We start from the raw sequence: 17,151 nt of genomic DNA, 5'->3' as shown, positions 1-17,151 counted from the left end.
AGAATGGAGTAGAGGTTATGAGTCAACAGGCTTCCGCAACGCAGAACGCCCAGGACTACAAGGTCGCCGATATCTCACTGGCCGATTGGGGCCGTCGTGAGATTCGTATCGCTGAAACTGAAATGCCGGCGCTGATGAAGATCCGTGCCAAGTATCGCGACCAGCAGCCCCTGAAGGGCGCGCGTATCGCTGGCTGTATCCACATGACCATTCAGACCGCCGTGCTCATCGAGACGCTGGTCGAGCTCGGCGCCACGGTTCGCTGGTCGTCGTGCAATATCTTCTCGACCCAGGATCACGCCGCGGCGGCCATCGCCGCTGCCGGTATTCCTGTCTTCGCCTGGAAGGGTGAGACCGATGAAGAATTCTGGTGGTGCATCGAGCAGACCGTGGAAGGCCCCGATGGCTGGGTGCCCAACATGGTACTCGACGATGGCGGCGATCTGACGGCGCTGCTTCATGACAAGCGTCCCGAGCTGTTGGATGCCATCCACGGTATTTCCGAAGAAACCACCACAGGCGTCCACCGCCTGCAGGAAATGCTGCGTGATAGCACGCTCAAGGTGCCGGCAATCAACGTCAACGATGCTGTCACCAAGTCCAAGAACGACAACAAGTACGGCTGCCGTCACAGCTTGAACGATGCCATCAAGCGCGGGCTCGACCACCTGTTGGCCGGCAAGCAGGCGCTGGTGATCGGCTATGGCGATGTCGGCAAGGGCTCTGCAGCGTCGCTTCGCCAGGAAGGCATGATCGTCAAGGTCACTGAGGTCGACCCGATCTGCGCCATGCAGGCCTGCATGGATGGCTATGAGGTTGTCTCACCGTACATCGACGGCAGCAACGACGAGAGCGGCGACAGTGTCGATCGCGCCCTGCTCGGCAAGATCGATGTGGTCGTGACTACCACCGGCAATATCAATGTCTGCGATGCGGCCATGCTGCAGGCGCTGAAGAAAGGCGCTGTGGTGTGCAATATCGGCCACTTCGACAACGAGATCGATACTGCCTACATGCGCAAAAACTGGGCCTGGGAGGAGGTCAAGCCGCAGGTTCACAAGATCTACCGCGACGGCACGCCGGGTAACTTCGATCCCGCCAGCGCCGACTACCTGCTGCTGCTGTCCGAAGGTCGCCTGGTGAACCTGGGCAACGCCACGGGGCACCCCTCGCGCATCATGGATGGCTCGTTTGCCAACCAGGTGCTGGCGCAGATCCATCTGTACGAGGGCAAGTTCGCCGAACTGCCGGTCACCGAGAAGACGGCCAATGTCACCGTCATGGTGCTGCCCAAGCAGCTTGACGAGGAAGTGGCACGTTACATGGTCGAAGGGTTCGGCGGTACGCTGACCAAGATGACCAAGACTCAGGCCGACTACATCGGCGTGTCCCAGGAAGGGCCTTTCAAGCCGGACGAGTACCGGTACTAAGAGCGCCGTCTTCCGCAACGCCGCCTTCGGGCGGCGTTTTTTATGGCTGGTCCTCGCCGTTGGGAGTGGGCCGTGCGCTGGGGCGGGTTCATCGATACTATTAGCATAAGCCAATCGAACCGGGGCATAGGCGTGAGCCAGGCCAGACGACTTCTACTACTGATGGTCTGCACGATGCTGCTCGGCGGCTGCGCGACCGTGACCGTTCCCAGGTCCCCCTCGACCGCGCTGGGCAGTGAGGCGATTGCCGAAACCTACCTGGGCGCGTGGGCACGACAGGCCACCAAACGTCGTGACGGACTCAATGGGTTACGGCTTGTCAGTGACGGCCGCGACGCGTTCGGGTTACGTGCCTCGCTGGCGGGCCACGCCCAACGTACCCTGGATGTGCAGTACTATATCTATGAGACGGACCAGGCCGGCCGGGCGCTGCTCGAGCGAATGTTGCACGCTGCCGAACGGGGAGTACGTGTTCGCCTGCTGCTCGACGATACCGCCAGCCTGGGCAAGCAAGCCACCTTCGCTGCATTCGATACGCACCCCAATGTCGAGGTTCGCGTGTTCAATCCCGTCCCCACCGGGCGGGGAACCAAGGTGGCCTATCATCTCGTGCTGGCGGCCAATTTCGATCGGCTGCATCGCCGCATGCACAACAAGTTGTGGCTCGCGGATGGGGCTGTGGGGCTTACCGGTGGGCGCAATGTGAGTGACGCCTACTTCGATGCCGGCGAGGATATTAATTTCGATGACCTCGATGTGCTGTCCGTCGGGCCGGTCGTCAACGCAATGTCCGACAGTTTCGATGAATACTGGAACCACTCGCTGGCCATTCCGTTGAGTCACTTCGAGCGGCAACGACCGACGGCTTGGAGGGCGTTATTGACCGAGCTCGTCGCCGATGCCGATGACAACGAGCTTGCCGATCATTCGTCGGTATGGCGCTTCGCGGGGGAAACCGGGCGACGCCAGCTCGAGACGCTCGACTGGGCACCGGCGGTGGCCCTGTGGGATTCCCCCGACAAGCTGGATACCCGAGGCTACCCTGACCTCGATCTGACATTGATTCAACAACTGGGTGGGGCCTTCCAGGCCCTGGAGCGACGGCTGCTCATCGTATCGCCTTATGTCGTTCCCACGCCGGCAGGTGCGATGTATCAACAACTGTTGGCCGAGCGAGGTATCGAGGTGACGATCTTCACCAACTCCTTGGCGGCCATGGATCATGCCTCGCTCTATGGCGCCTATGCGCCATGGCGTGAGCCACTGCTACGACAGGGGGCGCGTCTGTTCGAATTCCGTGGCGATGCCTCCGCTCGGCCGGTTATCCAATCGCGCACGGACAGACCTTCCAGCCTGCACACCAAGGCCATGGCCTTCGATGATTCCCGTATCTTCATCGGCTCGATGAATGCCGATCCACGTGCCGTGTGGTGGAATAGTGAAATCGGACTGCTGATCGATAGCTCAACACTGGGCCGCCAGCTCTGGGACTTGGCAAAACGCGGGATGGAGCCGCGCTACAGTTACGAGGTGCGTCTGAACGAGAAGGGGGAGTTGCGCTGGTTGACCGAGGTGGAGGGCCACAGTGTCGTGCTCTCCAAGCCGCCGGGGTCGCTCTGGAAGCGGTTCAAGGCGTCAGCAATAAGGCTTTTTGATATCGAGCATCTTCTGTAATTTTAACTTGGGTTAATTTACAAAAGCCTACTTGCTGACGGTTGGCTTCGTTACTAGTTTGATTATTGCCACACGGAAATGTGGTAAACGCTAGCAATAGCACTGCGGAGGTATATATCGCCTCAAGGCGTATTGATACATTCCAAAGGAAAGGAGTAGACCATGGCTGAACATCGTGGTGGTTCCGGCAATTTCGCAGAAGATCCCAAGCGTGCTTCCAAGGCTGGCCAGAAAGGCGGTCAGAACAGCGGTGGCAACTTCGCCAACGATCCAAAGAAAGCATCCGAGGCAGGCCAGAAAGGCGGTCAGAATAGCAGCGGCAACTTCGCCAACGACCCCAAGAAGGCCTCGGAAGCCGGCCAGAAGGGTGGTCAGAACAGCGGCGGCAACTTCGCAAACGATCCCAAGAAAGCCTCTCAAGCTGGCAAGAAAGGTGGCCAGAACAGCAATAGCGGGGGGCGGAACTCGTAAATGGCATCCTGAATCCATGGATGGATGACATGAATAGGGAAGTTTCTTTTCGGCCAACGGCGTGACAACCGTTGGCCTTGTCTTTAAGGCAACTGAGTCATTCCCTATTGGTGCTGCCCATGCTGTTAACAATAGAGGTTCGAATAACGTTTCATGGCGAATCAGCGACAACCAGCGAACCTGGAGCAGATGCTCTCACGCATCTGTGACGCCGAGGCCAGCGACAGTGAGCGGGTTTCGATTGAAAATATCGTGAACGAGGTCGGCCATCGTTCCTTTGGCCCTCTGCTGTTGATTACCGGAATTATCACAGTACTGCCCGTGGTGGGTGATATCCCCGGCGTGCCGACCTTGATGGCGGCCTTTATTCTGCTAGTGGCAGGGCAGTTACTCTTCCAGCGCCGTTACTTCTGGTTACCGCAATGGCTCCTCAAGCGTGACGTTACCCAGGAAAAGATGAACAAGGCTATAAAGTGGATGCGGCCTCCGGCTCGCTTCATCGACCGTCTTTTGAAGCCTAGGATGACTTATCTGCTTGAAGGCGGTGGCGTCTATGCCATTGCCATTACCTGTGTAATTATTGCCTTGACCATGCCTGCCATGGAGGTCGTTCCCTTTACTGCAAATGGTGCGGGATTAGCCATTACGCTTTTTGCACTTGCGCTAATGGCACGGGATGGCCTTCTTGCCCTGCTCGCCTTCATTACAACGGCGGCGACCCTGGGGCCCCTCCTTTACTCGCTTCTCTTTTAAGTTTTATCTAACGGTTAGGCACGCCTATTGACGCAGTTGCGGCTGGGATGGGGTGCGCATGAGTGGAACGGCCAGTAAAAAACCGCTGAGCAATCATATCAGTAGGTTAAGTGTTTGCTAGGAAGCCGGCCTGTCGGCTTCTTGCTTACCTATACATTGGCGACTAACTTTTTGAGTGACCCGTGGCGTTTCACTTTGTTTTCGCCATCGGCCCCGTCCCTCTTTCAAACAGTAACAGGAGCCACCGAGATGGATTTTGGTAACTTCAAATCATGTATTGAAGCGTGTCATGTGTGTGCCGCCTATTGCGATAAATGCTCCACCGCCTGTCTGCAAGAAGATGACGTAAAGATGATGGCGGAATGCATTCGTCTCGACATGCAATGTGCGCAAATTTGCCGCCTGGCGGCCTCTTTCATGGCCCAGGACAGCGAATATGCCAAAGAGGTGTGCCGGATTTGCGCCGATATCTGCAAGAAATGCGGTGACGAGTGCGCCAAGCACGACGCCGAGCATTGCCAGGAATGCGCCAAGGCATGTCATCGTTGTGCAGAAGAGTGTGCCGCCATGGCTGCCTGATTGTTGTCAGGCCAGTTTGTCGCCAGGCTAAGCCAGGATTTCTCGGGATCCTGGCCTTTCGTATCGGTTATTCGAAGTCTCGCATCATGAGAGAGCTGCATGTCGCTGCTTGCCTTGATTCTGGTTCTGATTCTGTCGCTGGGGGCCGGATTGTTACTTCAAGCCTTGCCCCGGCGCGAACACGCACTGCCGACCTATCCTCAGCGAGCTCCCTTTCTCGGCGGGGGTGAGCCCGATACCCATGCCTGGAGCCGTTACCACGTTCGCTATTACCCCATGGCCCTGCTGCTCATCGCCTTTGAGATGGAAATGATGTTCATGTACCCGTGGGCGGTGGTATTCGTCGAAAAAGGCGCCATGGCGGTGATGGAGATGGGCATGTTTCTGGCCATCCTGTCGGTGGGCATCGTCTATGCCTGGCGCGAGGGGGTGTTCCGGTGGCAGTGAGCTGGTTGCGCAAGTTGGCAGCTCGAGGGCCGGCCAGGGTCTTTCTTGCCCAAGGCGAGCACAGCGAGGGCGTACGTGAATACCTGGCCCTGAGTCCCGCCGTGCAATTGGTCGACTCACCTCGCCATGCCAGTGTGCTGTTGGTGGCCGGTGAGGTGCCGATCGGCTGGCGTGATGACCTACGCCGCGTACACGATCAGCTCCCCGCACCATTTGCCAGCGTGTGGTACCAGAGCGATCCCTTCGATGAGCTAATCAGCGCGCCCCGCGTGGATACGCTCGAGGCGTTACCTGAAACCCTGCTGGCAACGCATCGCGACCTGGTGCTGCAACGTCGGGGCAGCTCGCCCCGTCTCTTGCCCGATGTGCCACCCAACCCTTGGCAGGGCTTGGGCGATGATGGCCACGGCGGGGAGGGCATGATGGGCGGCAACCCCTATGGCAGGCCCATGGCCATGAACATGCAGGACGATAGGCGCGATGGATTGACCCTGGACACCCTGACGTTTCGGCTGGGGCCGTTCCATCCGGGGTTGCCGCCGGGCATGCAGGCGGAGACCAGCCTGCAGGGCGACCTCATCCAGACCTGGGAGACCCAGAAACGGCCGTTTCCCGAATCGGTCGACCTGCCTTTCCATGCCGCCCGCGAGCGCCCGGTATCGATTGCCGAACTCGAGCGTGCTCGGGCACGGCATCATCTTCATAGGCTGCATTTAGGATTACACCTAGCGGGCTGGCCAGGGCTCGCCAACCAGGTGCTACGCCTGGCAAGTGATCTTGCCGGCCAGCCGAACATTGCGGGGCTGCGCCGGCAATTGATACGAGGCGGTTTCTTTCGGCTCGCCCAGCCGATGCCCGGCCATGGGCGGCTCGACGACGAAACGGTGCATCAAGTTGGTGGTTGGATGGCACGTGCCGCGGGTGTTGGAGAGGACGCCCGAAGTCAGGACGCAAGCTATCGTCGGCTGGGATTCACTCCTATCTGCCAGGCCGAAGGCGATACGGCGTCGCGCTGGCGACAGCTTCTCGACGAAACGCAGCAGTCGATCGATCTAGCCCATCAGGCCGAGCGACTTGATCTTGCAACGGCCAATACCGAGCTGATCGAGACGCCACGAGGGCCTTGGGGAGAAGACGCTCCCGACGACGCCTCACAAATTCTGGAGGAGGTCTTGCCGGGCCTAGAGTGGGGCGAGGCCATGGCGACGCTGGCCAGCCTGGAGCTCGCCGCGCTGGAAACCGTTCCGGGTGAGGGCGCCTTGGCCAACCAGGAGCGTCGTGCATGATCGTCAGCGAGCTGATCCTTCCGCTTTTCATGATCTTCCTGACGCTGGGGCTGGGAATCTACGCCGCGGCGGTTCTTGATCGGCTATTGGCCGCAAGGCAGCGCATTCCCGTTGCCGATAGTGCCTGGCGAAGCCCCCTGTCGAATGCGGCCTGGTTATTGCTGCAGCAGACCAACACGACCGAGGCGCCGGACACGCCAGCCTGGCAACTGGCACCGGCACTCTATCTATCGCTGGCTGCCATGGGCCTGTCCCTGGTGCCCTGGTCGCCGACGTTGATCGCCACCGACCTGGCGACCGGCCTGGTGCTATGGGGTAGCTTCGAGGCTCTGGCCACGGTCGTGATCTTCCTGCAGGGCTGGGCCGCCAATGCGCACCTGGCGCTGATCGGGGCCTATCGCTACGTCGCGCTGGGGCTCTCGTATCTGCTTATCAGCATGTTCGTGCTGATCGGGGTGGCGTTGCCGGCGGAGTCGCTGCGCTTCATTGATGTGGTCGAGGCGCAGGCACCGCTCTGGCACGTGATTGGCCAACCCTTGGGGCTTCCGCTGTTTCTGGTCGTGGGGCTGGGGCTGACCTTCTGGGGGCCGTTGAACCTGGCTGATTCCAGCGACCTGTCTGGAGGTACCTCGTCCGAAATATCGGGGCCGCTGCGGTTGGTCTGGCAGATGGCACGCATGGCGATGCTGGTGGCTTTCAGTGCGGTCGCGGCCACGGCGTTCCTCGGCGGTTGGCTGGGCCCCTGGCTACCGGGGCCGGTTTGGGTGCTGCTCAAGACCCTGGGTGTATTGGCCTTGCTGCTGTGGCTGGGGCGGAGCATGCCGCGAGTCGCCCCGGAGCGCTGCGTGACGCTGATGTGGGTGGTGTTGTTGCCCCTGGCCTTTGTCGATCTGATCTGGGCGGGCACTCTGGCGCTCTTGATGGCATGAGCCGTCCGCATACGAACCGTGTACTGACGAACCAACAGGAGACATGAGCATGGAGTACGGGCTGGGCGTCGACATCGCGTTCCTGCTGCTGGCGGGTCTCGCCGTGGTGAGTGGCTGGCGGGTGTTCTGCACCGACTCGATGGTCCGCGCATCGTTCTTCCTGCTGCTTTCATTCATTGCGGTGGGGGCCATCATGATCCTGCTGGCTGCCGAATACCTGGGGGTCGCCATGTTCTTCATGATGGGTGTGGAGATGATGGTAATGGCACTGTTCATGGTGATGTTCATGATGAACCCGGCCGGCCTCAACCCCATGAAGATGGTGCATCAGGAAAAGGTGGCCATAGGCGCGGGGGTGGCGGTATTTGGTGTGTTGGCTTCCCTGGCGTTGCTGGCGCGGTTCCCCGAGGCCCCTTTACCGGACACCTTGGAGCCGGTCTCCTCGCTGGGCATGGAACTGCTCGGCGACTCGATGCTGGTCTTCGAATCCGCCGGCGTGGTGCTGCTCGCCACCATGATCGGGGTGGTGGTGCTGTCCAGCCGACGCGGGCGGTACGGGACGGCGGACGAAGGATCGATGCCCCCGGGCTTGGCGCCGGGGGGTAAGCCGGCAGGCCAGCCCGAAGAGGATGAAGGCGGTGGCCATGAGCATCATCACCATCATCATGAGCATCACCACCATCATCATGAGCATCACCACCATGGGCACCATCATTGAAAGCAGGCAGAACAAGGAAAGCAGACACAAAGACGCAAGCAGACCGGACGCAAGGAGGCGATATGACACTCACCACGCTGCTGATTCTCGCCGCGGCGTTGATCGGCATCGGCGTCTACGGGGCGCTGTCCCAGCAATCGTTCGTCATGTTGATGATGGGACTCGAGCTCATGATCAACGGAGTGATGCTGGCCGCAGTCGCATTCTGGGCTCTTAGCGGGGCAGGGGCCCCCGAGGGCCAGCTACTGACCATCGTGGTCATGGCGGTGATGGCGATCGAAATGGCGCTGGGCTTTGCCCTGGTGGTATCGGTATTTCGTGCCAAGCAGGCCGACATGACCGAAGCGCTGAGTGAGTTGAAGCAATGACGCTATGGTCGCTTCCGCTCCTGCCGTGGCTCACGGCGGTTCTGCTTTACCTTGGCCGGCATCGCCTGGGGAACATGGCGCTGGCCAGCCTGGCTGGACTGGGCCTATTGCTGACATGGGGGGTGGCGCTGTCAACGGGTGCCGGCTGGGGTGGCGAGCCGGGCGGTGGACTGACTAGCCAGTACGCATGGAGCGAGACGCTGGTGCTCGCGCTCGAGCTTTCCACGGCGGGCCGTGTCTTTGCCTGGCTGGTTCCCCTGGTGGCGCTGCCTATCGTCTTTTATGCCAGCCACCACGAGCGAGAGGGACAGGCAAGACTGCTCGCTATGCTGCTGGCCTTCGTGGGGGCCATGTTGCTACTGGTGCTGGCTGCCGACCTGCTGACGCTCCTGATTGCCTGGGAGCTGGTGGGGGCGTGTTCCTGGGCATTGATCCTGCATCGCTGGCGCGAGCGCACGATCCCCGGTCAGGCCGGGCAGGCCTTTCTGGTCACGCGGCTGGGCGATCTCGGCCTCTACCTGGCAGCCGCGGCGCTATTCGCCGGCACGGGGCGCTTCGATTACACAGCACTCTCCGGGCTCGAAGGGGGGCTCCAGCACATCGCCGTGGCAGGCATCGTGCTGGCGGCCGCGGCCAAGTCGGCCCAGGTGCCGTTCAGTGCCTGGCTGTTTGCGGCGATGGCCGGGCCGGTGCCGGCCTCGGCGTTGCTGCACTCGGCCACCATGGTGGCGGCCGGTACGTTCCTGCTCGTCCAGCTCGAGCCGCAACTGAGCGAAGTGGCCTGGTTCCCGTCCGTGGTAGTGGGCTTGGGGCTGGCAACGGCCCTGGCCGGGGGCATAGTCGCCCTGTTCCAGGGGCACGCCAAGAAGCTGCTCGCCGCCTCGACGTCGGCCCAGTACGGCCTGATGTGGGTGGCGGTCGGCGTCGGGTTCCCCGGTGTGGCGCTGTTGCATGCCACCGCTCACGCCTGTCTCAAGGCGGGGCTGTTTCTCGCCACGGGGCTCGCCGGGCGCAGCACGAACAGCTACCGCCTGTCCGATATGCGCCTGGGCAATCGAATGCCCGGCGTCGCGCTGATGTCGCTGATTCTCGCCCTGGCGCTGGCCGGTGTGATACCGCTGGGCGCGGCCTGGACCAAGGAGCAGATCGCCTCGGCTGCCTCGACGGCGGGGGTCTGGCTGGCATTGCTGGTCGCTGTGGCTGGCGGTTTGAGCGCCGCGTATGCCGCCCGCTTCCAGATGCTGGCATTCGGGCGAACCCGCGAACGCACGCCACCGGGGCGTGGCCCCACGGGAATCGAGGTATTTGCGCTTGCCGTATTTGCCGGACTGTCGCTCGTACTGTCTGTGCTGTGGTGGCCAGGCCTGCCGGACGTCATCGCCGGCGCCTTGGGCATCGAGCTGCCTGCCAGCCACACCTGGCTGCTGGGGGTATCGCTGATGGTGGTGGCACTGGGCATCGTCGGCGGCGTGGGACTCGCGCGTCGCCATGATTCGGTCGCCAATGACGGCACGACACCCTTCCTCGGTTCGATACGCGCTCGCTGGATGGCCGACTGGTTCGGTCTGCCGACTGGATTTAGTGCCGTAGCCCGGGGCACCCACACGCTGGCCTCGGCGCTGGCGCGTTTCGATGACGGTGTCGTCGATCAGGCGGTGACGCGACTGGCGAGAGGGCTCGGCCACGGTGCGGCCGGACTCGCCCGGGGTGACGACCGCGTCGTGGATGCAGGCCTGCATGCCACGGCACGTTTCGGGCAGTGGCTGGCCCTTCTCAATGCGCGCCGGGGTGAGTGGCTGGCCGAAGGGCTACCGAAAGGCCTGATGCAACTCGCCGGATGGGGCGGTCGCTGGGCGCGCGAAGCCCAGACCGGACAGGTGCACCACTACTACACCGGCATGGTGGTCGGGCTGGCCCTGTTCTTCGTGATTCTGCTGATGGGAGCATATCTGTGATTCTTAGCCTCGCCTTGTTCGTCCCGTTGCTTGGGGCCCTCGTACTGGCCGGCGGCGCACGCTGGAATGCCCGTCAGAGTCGTCTGATCGCGGCAGGCGCCGCCGCAGTATCGCTGCTCGCGCTGATCGTGGCCTGGCTGACCTTCGACCTCGGCGGGCCGCTCTTCCAACATGTCGCCGAGGTCGAGTGGGTGCCGTCGCTGGGCGTGGCCTATCGCGTCGGGGTAGACGGGATCGCCCTGGCCGTGGCGACCATGAGCGCACTGCTTTTCCTTGCAGCCATCCTGTTTCCCTTCGATACCCAGGGCGAGGCACGTCAGTACTATGCCTGGTTGCTGTTTCTGCAGGGCGTCTCACTAGGCGTGTTTCTGGTGCTCGACCTGCTGCTTTTCTATGTCTTCTTCGACCTGACCCTGGTCGGCATGTATTTCCTGATTGGGCGCTGGGGGCATGGCAATCCGCAACTCGCGGCCTTCAAGTTCTTCGTCTACACCTTCGCCGGTTCCCTGGCGTTGCTGCTGGGCATCATCGGGCTCTACCTTTCGCTCGATGCCCCCACGTTTGATATGCGGACAATCATCGAGCAGCAACCCTTGGCGGGTGGCGGCGCCTATGCCGGACTGGTGTTCCTGGGAATCATGCTGGGCCTGGCGATCAAGACGCCGCTGGTGCCGCTGCATACCTGGCTGCCCCAGGCCCATGTCGATGCCCCGGGCCCGGCCTCCGCGATCCTTGCCGGGGTGCTGTTGAAAATGGGCACCTACGGCATGATTCGCCTGCCCTTGGCGATGATGGGCGAGACTTTTTCACGCTATGCACTTCCTGTGGCCATCATTGCCTTGGTGGCGATTCTTTACGGGGCGCTGGTGGCGCTAGGGCAGCGCAACCTCAAGCGGCGAATTGCTTACACTTCGATCAACCATATGGGCTATACCGTGCTCGGCGTGGCGGTGGCGGCGAGCCTGATCGGCACCCCGGAGGCGCGGCAGTTGGCACTGACGGGGGCCACCGTGGAAATGGTGGCCCATGGCCTGATCACCGGGGCGCTGTTTCTGATCACGGGCGTGTTCTGGCAGCGCAGCGGCGAGTACGACATGCACCATTTCGGGGGCCTGGCACGTCGGGCGCCGCTGCTGACCGGTTTTACGCTGCTGGCCGCGTTTGCCAGCCTGGGTATGCCGGGACTGGCGGGCTTCGTGGCCGAGTTCCAGGTCTTCACCGGCACCTTTGCGGTCTATCCTTGGCTGGCGGTTCTCGGGATCCTCGGTATCCTGATTACGGCAGCGCTGTTCCTGGATCTGCTGCGTCGTCTGTTCTTCGGCTCCCTGCCGTCGCATCTCTCGGGCTTTCAGGACCTGACGCGCGTTGAGGGAAGCATCCTCGCCGTGCTGGCGTTGGCCTTTGTGGTCATCGGCGTTGCCCCGCACTTTCTGCTCACTGTAATCGAATCCTCCGCAACGGTGCTGGTGGGAGGCCGCTAATGCCCCTCGGCGATCTGGCACCGGAGATCATATTGCTGCTCGGGGCCGTGACAATCGTGCTGTTCTCGGCCTTCACACCCCATGCCAAGCAGGGCTGGGCGGCGGGGCTGGCCCTTGTCACCCTGGGGTTGTCGGCGGGGTTCATCGCCCTGCAGTGGCCGACGACCCCCAGCACCACCTTCGCCGGAGTCTGGGCCCTGGATGCGCCCGCCTCCCTGGCCAAGCTGCTGATCCTGATCAGCGGCGCGGTGGCCGTTAGCATGTCGCCGGACTGGATGCGCAGCGACCGCCGTCATGGTGAATATTACGGCTTATGCCTGTTCAGCCTGCTAGGCGCCATGATGATGGCTGCCGCCAGCGATAGCATGGAACTGGTGGTGGGGGTGCTGCTCTCGTCTGCGGCGAGTTATCCCCTGGTTGCCTACCATCGGGGCTTCGCGCCGTCTCAGGAAGCCGCGATGAAATACTTTCTGATAGGCGCGCTGACCAATGCCTTCCTCACGCTCGGTGTGGTACTGCTGTTCGGCCTGGTGGGCGATACTGGTTATCCCGCCACGCGGGCCGCGCTGGATGAGGCCGATCACCTGGCCCTGAGTGTAGCCACCGGCTGCGTGATCCTGGGGCTCGCCTTCAAGCTTGGCGCCTTTCCCGCGCACGCCTGGATGCCGGATGTCGCTCAAGGGGCTCCGGCCCCGGTGGCTGGTCTGCTTACGGTGGTGCCCAAGCTCGGTGCGGCTGTGGCGCTGGCACGTTTCGTCGATCTGTTGCCCGCCAGCCAGCTGTGGCCGGCCGTGGTTTCGCTGATATCGGTCGTGACCATGACCCTGGGCAACCTGGCGGCGCTGCGCCAGACCGACGTACGGCGACTGCTGGGCTGGTCCTCGGTATCGCAATCCGGCTATGCCCTGATGGCGATCGCCGTGCTGGGGCGCACCCCCGACGCCATGATGGCTTTACTCGCGTTTCTTGCCGCCTATGCGCTGGCCAACCTGGCGGCATTTGCGGTGATCACCCATTGGCGGGGGCGCACCACACTCGACGACTATCGGGGGCTGGCGCGGGTGCAGCCTGTGGCAGCGACCGTGCTCATCGTCTCGATGCTGTCTCTGGTGGGCATCCCGCCGCTGGTGGGTTTCTTCGGCAAGTTCCTGTTGTTCGAGGCGACGTTGGAAGGCGGCTTCGCCTGGCTGGCGGTAGTGGCCGCTATCAATACGCTGGTCTCGCTTTATTACTATCTGCGGGTCGCCGCGATCATGGTGTTTTCAAGCCCGGCCGACGAGGTGCACGTGCTGGGACGTGCCTCGTGGCTTGCGATGCTCGCCGCGGCCGGGCTGCTGCTGGCGGCGAGCCTGGGCGTGGAGGGGCTACTCGATATGTCTCTGCAACTGGTCACCTGAGTCGTGACGATGTGGCGCTAGCGTTCAACCGCCAACGTAGGCCAGCATGCGGCCTGCCACCAGTACCGATGGCCACACGAGAAGCGACAGGCCGGCTGCTGCGAGACGCTGCCCTCTCGACAGGCCTTCGATCACCGCGGTTAGAGTCACCACCAAGGCACTGACGATGCCCAGCGCAATCAGGCCGAGCTTGAAAAAGAACAAGGGGGTGGCAAGGTAACCGGCGGGGTCGGCAAGAAACAGCAAGGCCCCGGTGATGACCGCGAGCGCCAGTCCCGTCATCGCCCATGGACGCAGCAGCCGCACGACATCAGCTCGGGCCGGCGAGCGGCGACATCCCAGCAGACGCAGATCCATCGGCAGGATAGCGCCTACCAGCAGGGCGATGCCGAGTACGTGCAGGGTATTGATCGCTGCGTAGCCCCAGCGCGACAGCCGAACCCACTCTGCCAGTGCCGTTTCACCCAGTCCGAGCAGAAGCGCTTCCACTAGCGTCAGATGCGGTCCGGATAAAGCACGTGGTGCTCGTCGCCGATCCACAATTGCTCCGCCTTGAGCAGCCGCTCGTCAGCATGTTCGCCCGACACGCGTAATTCGACCCCCTCGGCGAGAGCGTCTTCCTCGATACCCGCGCGATCGTTACGCCATGGCTGGCCGACTTCGACGGTCCACTGTTCGCCATCGACATCGAGTGTGACCTCACCATGCGGATTGCCGAGCCGAACGCCGACGATGGTGCCGCTGAGTTCGATCGTTTCACCACCGGTCCAGCCGTGATGGGCGCTGGCCGGCGCAATCAGCAGAAGTACGCTGAATAGACCGACAAGGCCCAAGAATAGTCGCCGTGTCATGTCGCTTCTCCCATGCCTGGTGTCTCTTCAAGCTAGCCGGAAGCCGGCGAACTGAAAAGTGGCCCACACACACAGGGGGCGCCGACTCAGCCGATGCCGGTCACACGCAGGAGGACGCTTAAATAAAGCGGGATCAGCAGCGGGGCGGCGAGGGTCGTCAGCAGGACGGCGATGGCGCCTTTCTCGGGGCGGATCGATAGTTCCATGGCGACCACGACGACATTGGCGGCCATGGGGACGACTCCGATCAGCAGGAGCGCCAGCGCCAACTCGGCCGACACGCCCAGCGTGGCCTGGAACAGGAGCACGGCGAGGCCGGCCAGCAGGGGCCACAGGCCATAGCGCACGGCAAAGCAGGCCACGATGAAGCGGGGATCGACCTCACGGAACGTGACCCGCCCCAGCGTCATGCCGATGATCATCATGCCCAGCAGCGTGTAGGTGGAAGGGAACACGTCCAAGCCCTCCATGATCGGTGCCGGAATGGCGACACCCAGCGCCGAGACCACCAGGGCGGCAAGGAAGGCGTAGATGAGCGGCAGATGCAAAATCTTGATCAAGCTCTGGCGAACCGAGAACTGGCCGCGGGCACTGATATAGAAGCCCACCGTGAACTCATAGAGCGTCACGCCCAGGACACAGAATAGATAGAGCGTGACGCCTTCGGGAGGAAGCAGCACCATGGCAATGGGCAGCCCGAAGTAGCCGGTATTGCCGGTACCGCTCGAGAAGGCCAGCAGGGCGGCCTCCTGAGGAGGAAAGAACGCCCGCACCAGGCGCTGGATCACTAGGCACACCAGGCTGGCAGTTACGAAGGTGCCCAGGGTGAGCAATAGATAACCCGGCGAAGGCCCACCCAGGATCAAGCCTCGGAAAAAAGTCAGCGGTGCGATCAGATAGATTAGCAGCGTGGCGATCGGTCTGGGGTCGATGGACAGACGCCGGGCACTGAGCCAGCCCAGGCCGATGAAGGCCATCAGGGTCCACAGCGGGGCGATCAAAGGGGCGCCAAGGTCGGGTGAAGTCATGCGAGCTCGCTCATTCATTGAGTGAGCATCATGCCTTGGCGCGGCGAGGTTGTCAGCGGCGGACATTCAGCATCGCGTGCGGCTATCCACACATAGCCCGGCCACAATGTATTGCATGTTGTCACCGCTCAACATGAGCCAAATCGATGCTGGCTCGCGAAACTTTCATTGGTCGCCTTGGGGTGGGGCGGGCAAAATAGCCAACCAGCGATGTTGCCGGCGCGCCAACCTGGTGTGAAGCACGGCATACCCTGAAAACCAGTCAGCGCAAGAGGAAAGTCACCGATGAGTTCACATGAGCATCCGCTGGGCATCAGCTTCGAGTTCTTCCCCCCCAATACCGAAGCGGGGCGCGAGAAACTGCTGGGCGTTCGCGATGCCTTGGCCGAGCGCAAGCCGCGTTTCTTCTCGGTGACCTATGGTGCGGGTGGCTCGACCCAGGCGCGTACGGCCCAAACCGTGAGGACGGTTCGAGAGTGCGGCATCGAGACGGCGCCGCATTTATCGTGCATCGGCAGTGACAAGGGGGCTCTTCGCGAACTGCTCCAGCAGTACCGTGAAGAAGGGATTCGCAGCTTGGTAGCCCTGCGCGGTGACCTGCCTTCGGGGATGGGCGGGATCGGTGAATTGCGCTACGCCAACGAGCTGGTCGAATTCATTCGCCAGGAGACCGGCGATCATTTCAATATCGCCGTGGCAGGCTATCCCGAGTCGCACCCCCAGGCACCGAGTTTCGAGCGGGACCTTGGAAATTTCGCTCGCAAGGCCCAGGCGGGGGCCAACCTGGCCATTACCCAATACTTCTTCAATGCCGATGCCTACTTCCACTTCGTGGAGCGAGCCACTCGGTTGGGTGTCGAGGTGCCTATCATCCCGGGCATCATGCCGATCACCAACTACACCAAGCTGGCGCGTTTCTCCGATGCCTGCGGTGCCGATATTCCACGCTGGATCCGCAAGCAGCTCGAGGCCTACGGGGATGACAGTGAGTCGATCCAGGCATTCGGTGAAGACGTCGTGTCGCGGCTGTGCCAACGCCTGCTTGATGGCGGCGCGCCGGGGCTGCATTTCTATACGCTCAACCAAGCCCAGGCCACGCTGCGAATCCTCGATAACCTGGCGTAATAATCCCCCCTTGGCTGTACGTTCCCCGAGCGTCTAGGCTGATTCTGCACCCACCACGGAATTGGTAGAGGAGAGATGCCATGAAGCGCCATGCCATGTCACTGGGAATCGCCGCTGCATCACTGATGCTAGTGGGAACGGCTCAGGCCAATGAAACGCTCGAAGCCGAAATGCACAAGGTCAGTGCCGAGGGCGTTGGAGAATCGATCGGCACTGTGAGTATCGAGGAGGGGGAGCACGGCGTGCTCTTCACGCCGGATCTCATGGGACTGCCGGCCGGGGCCCACGGCTTTCATGTTCACCAGAATCCGAGTTGTGAGCCCCAGGAGAACGAGTCGGGTGAAATGACCCCCGCCCTGGCAGCCGGTGGCCACTATGCCCCGGACGGTGCCGACAATCATGAAGGGCCCTATGGCGAGGGGCACCTCGGGGATCTACCCGTTCTGGTCGTCGGCGACAACGGTGAGGCCACTACCCCGGTGTTGGCGCCGCGGCTTACGCTCGATGACCTCGGCGACGTGAGCCTGATGGTTCATGAAGGCGGCGACAACTACTCGGATGACCCCGCGCCACTGGGCGGCGGCGGTAGCCGTATCGCCTGCGGGATCATAGAGAAGAACGCCTGACCCTTACGCATCACGCTTCCCAACCAAAAGACA

General features: G+C 62.1%; 18 protein-coding genes. 15 read left to right on the top strand and 3 right to left on the bottom strand.

From position 1 onward, the window contains the following. The first annotated feature begins 17 nt into the window (after nt 1–17). The 13 genes from ahcY (at nt 18) to JH15_RS17160 (ending at nt 13,488) form a co-directional block, all read left to right on the top strand. Complete coding sequence (gene ahcY, locus JH15_RS17220; protein ID WP_043532716.1) at nt 18–1,430, top strand: adenosylhomocysteinase; 1,413 nt, start codon at nt 18–20, stop codon at nt 1,428–1,430. A 132-nt stretch (nt 1,431–1,562) separates the two neighbouring features. Continuing rightward, on the top strand, nt 1,563–3,104 hold the full coding sequence (locus tag JH15_RS17215) for a phospholipase D family protein (protein WP_197053361.1): 1,542 nt from the start codon (nt 1,563–1,565) through the stop codon (nt 3,102–3,104). A gap of 162 nt (nt 3,105–3,266) precedes the next feature. Continuing rightward, entirely contained in the window at nt 3,267–3,575 is a 309-nt protein-coding gene (locus tag JH15_RS18410; RefSeq protein WP_043532712.1) for a con-10 family general stress protein, read from the top strand. Between the two features lie 153 nt (nt 3,576–3,728). Then, nucleotides 3,729–4,328 carry an exopolysaccharide biosynthesis protein gene (locus JH15_RS17205; protein ID WP_043532710.1) on the top strand — a complete coding sequence of 200 codons (600 nt, stop codon included), beginning with the start codon at nt 3,729–3,731 and terminating at the stop codon, nt 4,326–4,328. A 249-nt stretch (nt 4,329–4,577) separates the two neighbouring features. Further along, a complete protein-coding gene (locus JH15_RS17200) occupies nt 4,578–4,907 on the top strand; it encodes a four-helix bundle copper-binding protein (protein WP_043532708.1) in 330 nt (109 codons plus the stop codon). A 99-nt stretch (nt 4,908–5,006) separates the two neighbouring features. Next, complete coding sequence (locus tag JH15_RS17195; RefSeq protein WP_043532706.1) at nt 5,007–5,354, top strand: NADH-quinone oxidoreductase subunit A; 348 nt, start codon at nt 5,007–5,009, stop codon at nt 5,352–5,354. After that, nucleotides 5,345–6,640: an NADH-quinone oxidoreductase subunit D-related protein gene (locus JH15_RS17190; RefSeq protein ID WP_043532704.1), complete on the top strand. Its 1,296-nt coding sequence runs from the start codon at nt 5,345–5,347 to the stop codon at nt 6,638–6,640. Before JH15_RS17195 ends, JH15_RS17190 begins: the two co-directional genes overlap by 10 nt. Continuing rightward, on the top strand, nt 6,637–7,569 hold the full coding sequence (locus JH15_RS17185; protein WP_043532702.1) for a complex I subunit 1 family protein: 933 nt from the start codon (nt 6,637–6,639) through the stop codon (nt 7,567–7,569). The genes JH15_RS17190 and JH15_RS17185 overlap by 4 nt, the downstream gene beginning before the upstream one ends. A 49-nt stretch (nt 7,570–7,618) precedes the next feature. Further along, on the top strand, nt 7,619–8,287 hold the full coding sequence (locus tag JH15_RS17180; RefSeq protein ID WP_052384218.1) for an NADH-quinone oxidoreductase subunit J family protein: 669 nt from the start codon (nt 7,619–7,621) through the stop codon (nt 8,285–8,287). A gap of 62 nt (nt 8,288–8,349) precedes the next feature. After that, nucleotides 8,350–8,655 carry an NADH-quinone oxidoreductase subunit NuoK gene (gene nuoK, locus JH15_RS17175; RefSeq protein WP_043532700.1) on the top strand — a complete coding sequence of 102 codons (306 nt, stop codon included), beginning with the start codon at nt 8,350–8,352 and terminating at the stop codon, nt 8,653–8,655. After that, the gene (locus tag JH15_RS17170) at nt 8,652–10,610 is read left to right on the top strand and encodes a proton-conducting transporter transmembrane domain-containing protein (protein WP_043532699.1); all 1,959 of its coding nucleotides are present in this window, start codon (nt 8,652–8,654) and stop codon (nt 10,608–10,610) included. The genes nuoK and JH15_RS17170 overlap by 4 nt, the downstream gene beginning before the upstream one ends. Continuing rightward, nucleotides 10,607–12,091: a complex I subunit 4 family protein gene (locus JH15_RS17165; RefSeq protein WP_081949107.1), complete on the top strand. Its 1,485-nt coding sequence runs from the start codon at nt 10,607–10,609 to the stop codon at nt 12,089–12,091. The genes JH15_RS17170 and JH15_RS17165 overlap by 4 nt, the downstream gene beginning before the upstream one ends. Then, nucleotides 12,091–13,488: an NADH-quinone oxidoreductase subunit N gene (locus JH15_RS17160; RefSeq protein ID WP_043532697.1), complete on the top strand. Its 1,398-nt coding sequence runs from the start codon at nt 12,091–12,093 to the stop codon at nt 13,486–13,488. Before JH15_RS17165 ends, JH15_RS17160 begins: the two co-directional genes overlap by 1 nt. A 24-nt stretch (nt 13,489–13,512) precedes the next feature. Here the strand turns inward: JH15_RS17160 and JH15_RS17155 are convergent, their stop codons facing one another. From JH15_RS17155 to JH15_RS17145, 3 genes are all read right to left on the bottom strand, one after another. Continuing rightward, the gene (locus JH15_RS17155) at nt 13,513–14,028 is read right to left on the bottom strand and encodes a hypothetical protein (RefSeq protein WP_231566470.1); all 516 of its coding nucleotides are present in this window, start codon (nt 14,026–14,028) and stop codon (nt 13,513–13,515) included. Then, complete coding sequence (locus JH15_RS17150) at nt 13,983–14,339, bottom strand: DUF6152 family protein (RefSeq protein ID WP_043532693.1); 357 nt, start codon at nt 14,337–14,339, stop codon at nt 13,983–13,985. The genes JH15_RS17155 and JH15_RS17150 overlap by 46 nt, the downstream gene beginning before the upstream one ends. Before the next feature lie 86 nt (nt 14,340–14,425). Continuing rightward, nucleotides 14,426–15,367, bottom strand: a complete 942-nt coding sequence (locus tag JH15_RS17145; RefSeq protein ID WP_043532691.1) for an AEC family transporter — start codon at nt 15,365–15,367, stop codon at nt 14,426–14,428. A 285-nt stretch (nt 15,368–15,652) separates the two neighbouring features. Here JH15_RS17145 and metF point away from each other — a divergent pair, with 285 nt between their 5' ends. Together metF and sodC are read left to right on the top strand one after the other, a co-directional pair. Then, nucleotides 15,653–16,492 (top strand): methylenetetrahydrofolate reductase [NAD(P)H], encoded by an 840-nt coding sequence (gene metF, locus JH15_RS17140; RefSeq protein WP_043532689.1) that lies wholly within the window; start codon nt 15,653–15,655, stop codon nt 16,490–16,492. An 80-nt stretch (nt 16,493–16,572) separates the two neighbouring features. Further along, nucleotides 16,573–17,118, top strand: a complete 546-nt coding sequence (gene sodC, locus JH15_RS17135) for a superoxide dismutase family protein (RefSeq protein ID WP_043532687.1) — start codon at nt 16,573–16,575, stop codon at nt 17,116–17,118. Nucleotides 17,119–17,151: the final 33 nt, after the last annotated feature.

Origin of the sequence: Litchfieldella xinjiangensis (genome assembly GCF_000759345.1) — a bacterium.
In the GTDB taxonomy this organism is placed as follows: Bacteria; Pseudomonadota; Gammaproteobacteria; order Pseudomonadales; family Halomonadaceae; genus Litchfieldella_A; species Litchfieldella_A xinjiangensis.
The sequence above is the reverse complement of the archived record's forward strand: the minus strand, read 5'-3'. Positions and strand labels throughout refer to the sequence as shown.

Coding starts and splice junctions, on each gene's coding strand:
- JH15_RS17150 (WP_043532693.1), bottom strand. CDS start 14,339: ATGACACGGCGACTATTCTTGGGCCTTGTCGGTCTATTCAGCGTACTT.
- JH15_RS17145 (WP_043532691.1), bottom strand. CDS start 15,367: ATGACTTCACCCGACCTTGGCGCCCCTTTGATCGCCCCGCTGTGGACC.
- JH15_RS17200 (WP_043532708.1), top strand. CDS start 4,578: ATGGATTTTGGTAACTTCAAATCATGTATTGAAGCGTGTCATGTGTGT.
- JH15_RS17185 (WP_043532702.1), top strand. CDS start 6,637: ATGATCGTCAGCGAGCTGATCCTTCCGCTTTTCATGATCTTCCTGACG.
- JH15_RS17205 (WP_043532710.1), top strand. CDS start 3,729: ATGGCGAATCAGCGACAACCAGCGAACCTGGAGCAGATGCTCTCACGC.
- JH15_RS17180 (WP_052384218.1), top strand. CDS start 7,619: ATGGAGTACGGGCTGGGCGTCGACATCGCGTTCCTGCTGCTGGCGGGT.
- JH15_RS18410 (WP_043532712.1), top strand. CDS start 3,267: ATGGCTGAACATCGTGGTGGTTCCGGCAATTTCGCAGAAGATCCCAAG.
- JH15_RS17195 (WP_043532706.1), top strand. CDS start 5,007: ATGTCGCTGCTTGCCTTGATTCTGGTTCTGATTCTGTCGCTGGGGGCC.
- sodC (WP_043532687.1), top strand. CDS start 16,573: ATGAAGCGCCATGCCATGTCACTGGGAATCGCCGCTGCATCACTGATG.
- ahcY (WP_043532716.1), top strand. CDS start 18: ATGAGTCAACAGGCTTCCGCAACGCAGAACGCCCAGGACTACAAGGTC.
- JH15_RS17170 (WP_043532699.1), top strand. CDS start 8,652: ATGACGCTATGGTCGCTTCCGCTCCTGCCGTGGCTCACGGCGGTTCTG.
- nuoK (WP_043532700.1), top strand. CDS start 8,350: ATGACACTCACCACGCTGCTGATTCTCGCCGCGGCGTTGATCGGCATC.
- metF (WP_043532689.1), top strand. CDS start 15,653: ATGAGTTCACATGAGCATCCGCTGGGCATCAGCTTCGAGTTCTTCCCC.
- JH15_RS17160 (WP_043532697.1), top strand. CDS start 12,091: ATGCCCCTCGGCGATCTGGCACCGGAGATCATATTGCTGCTCGGGGCC.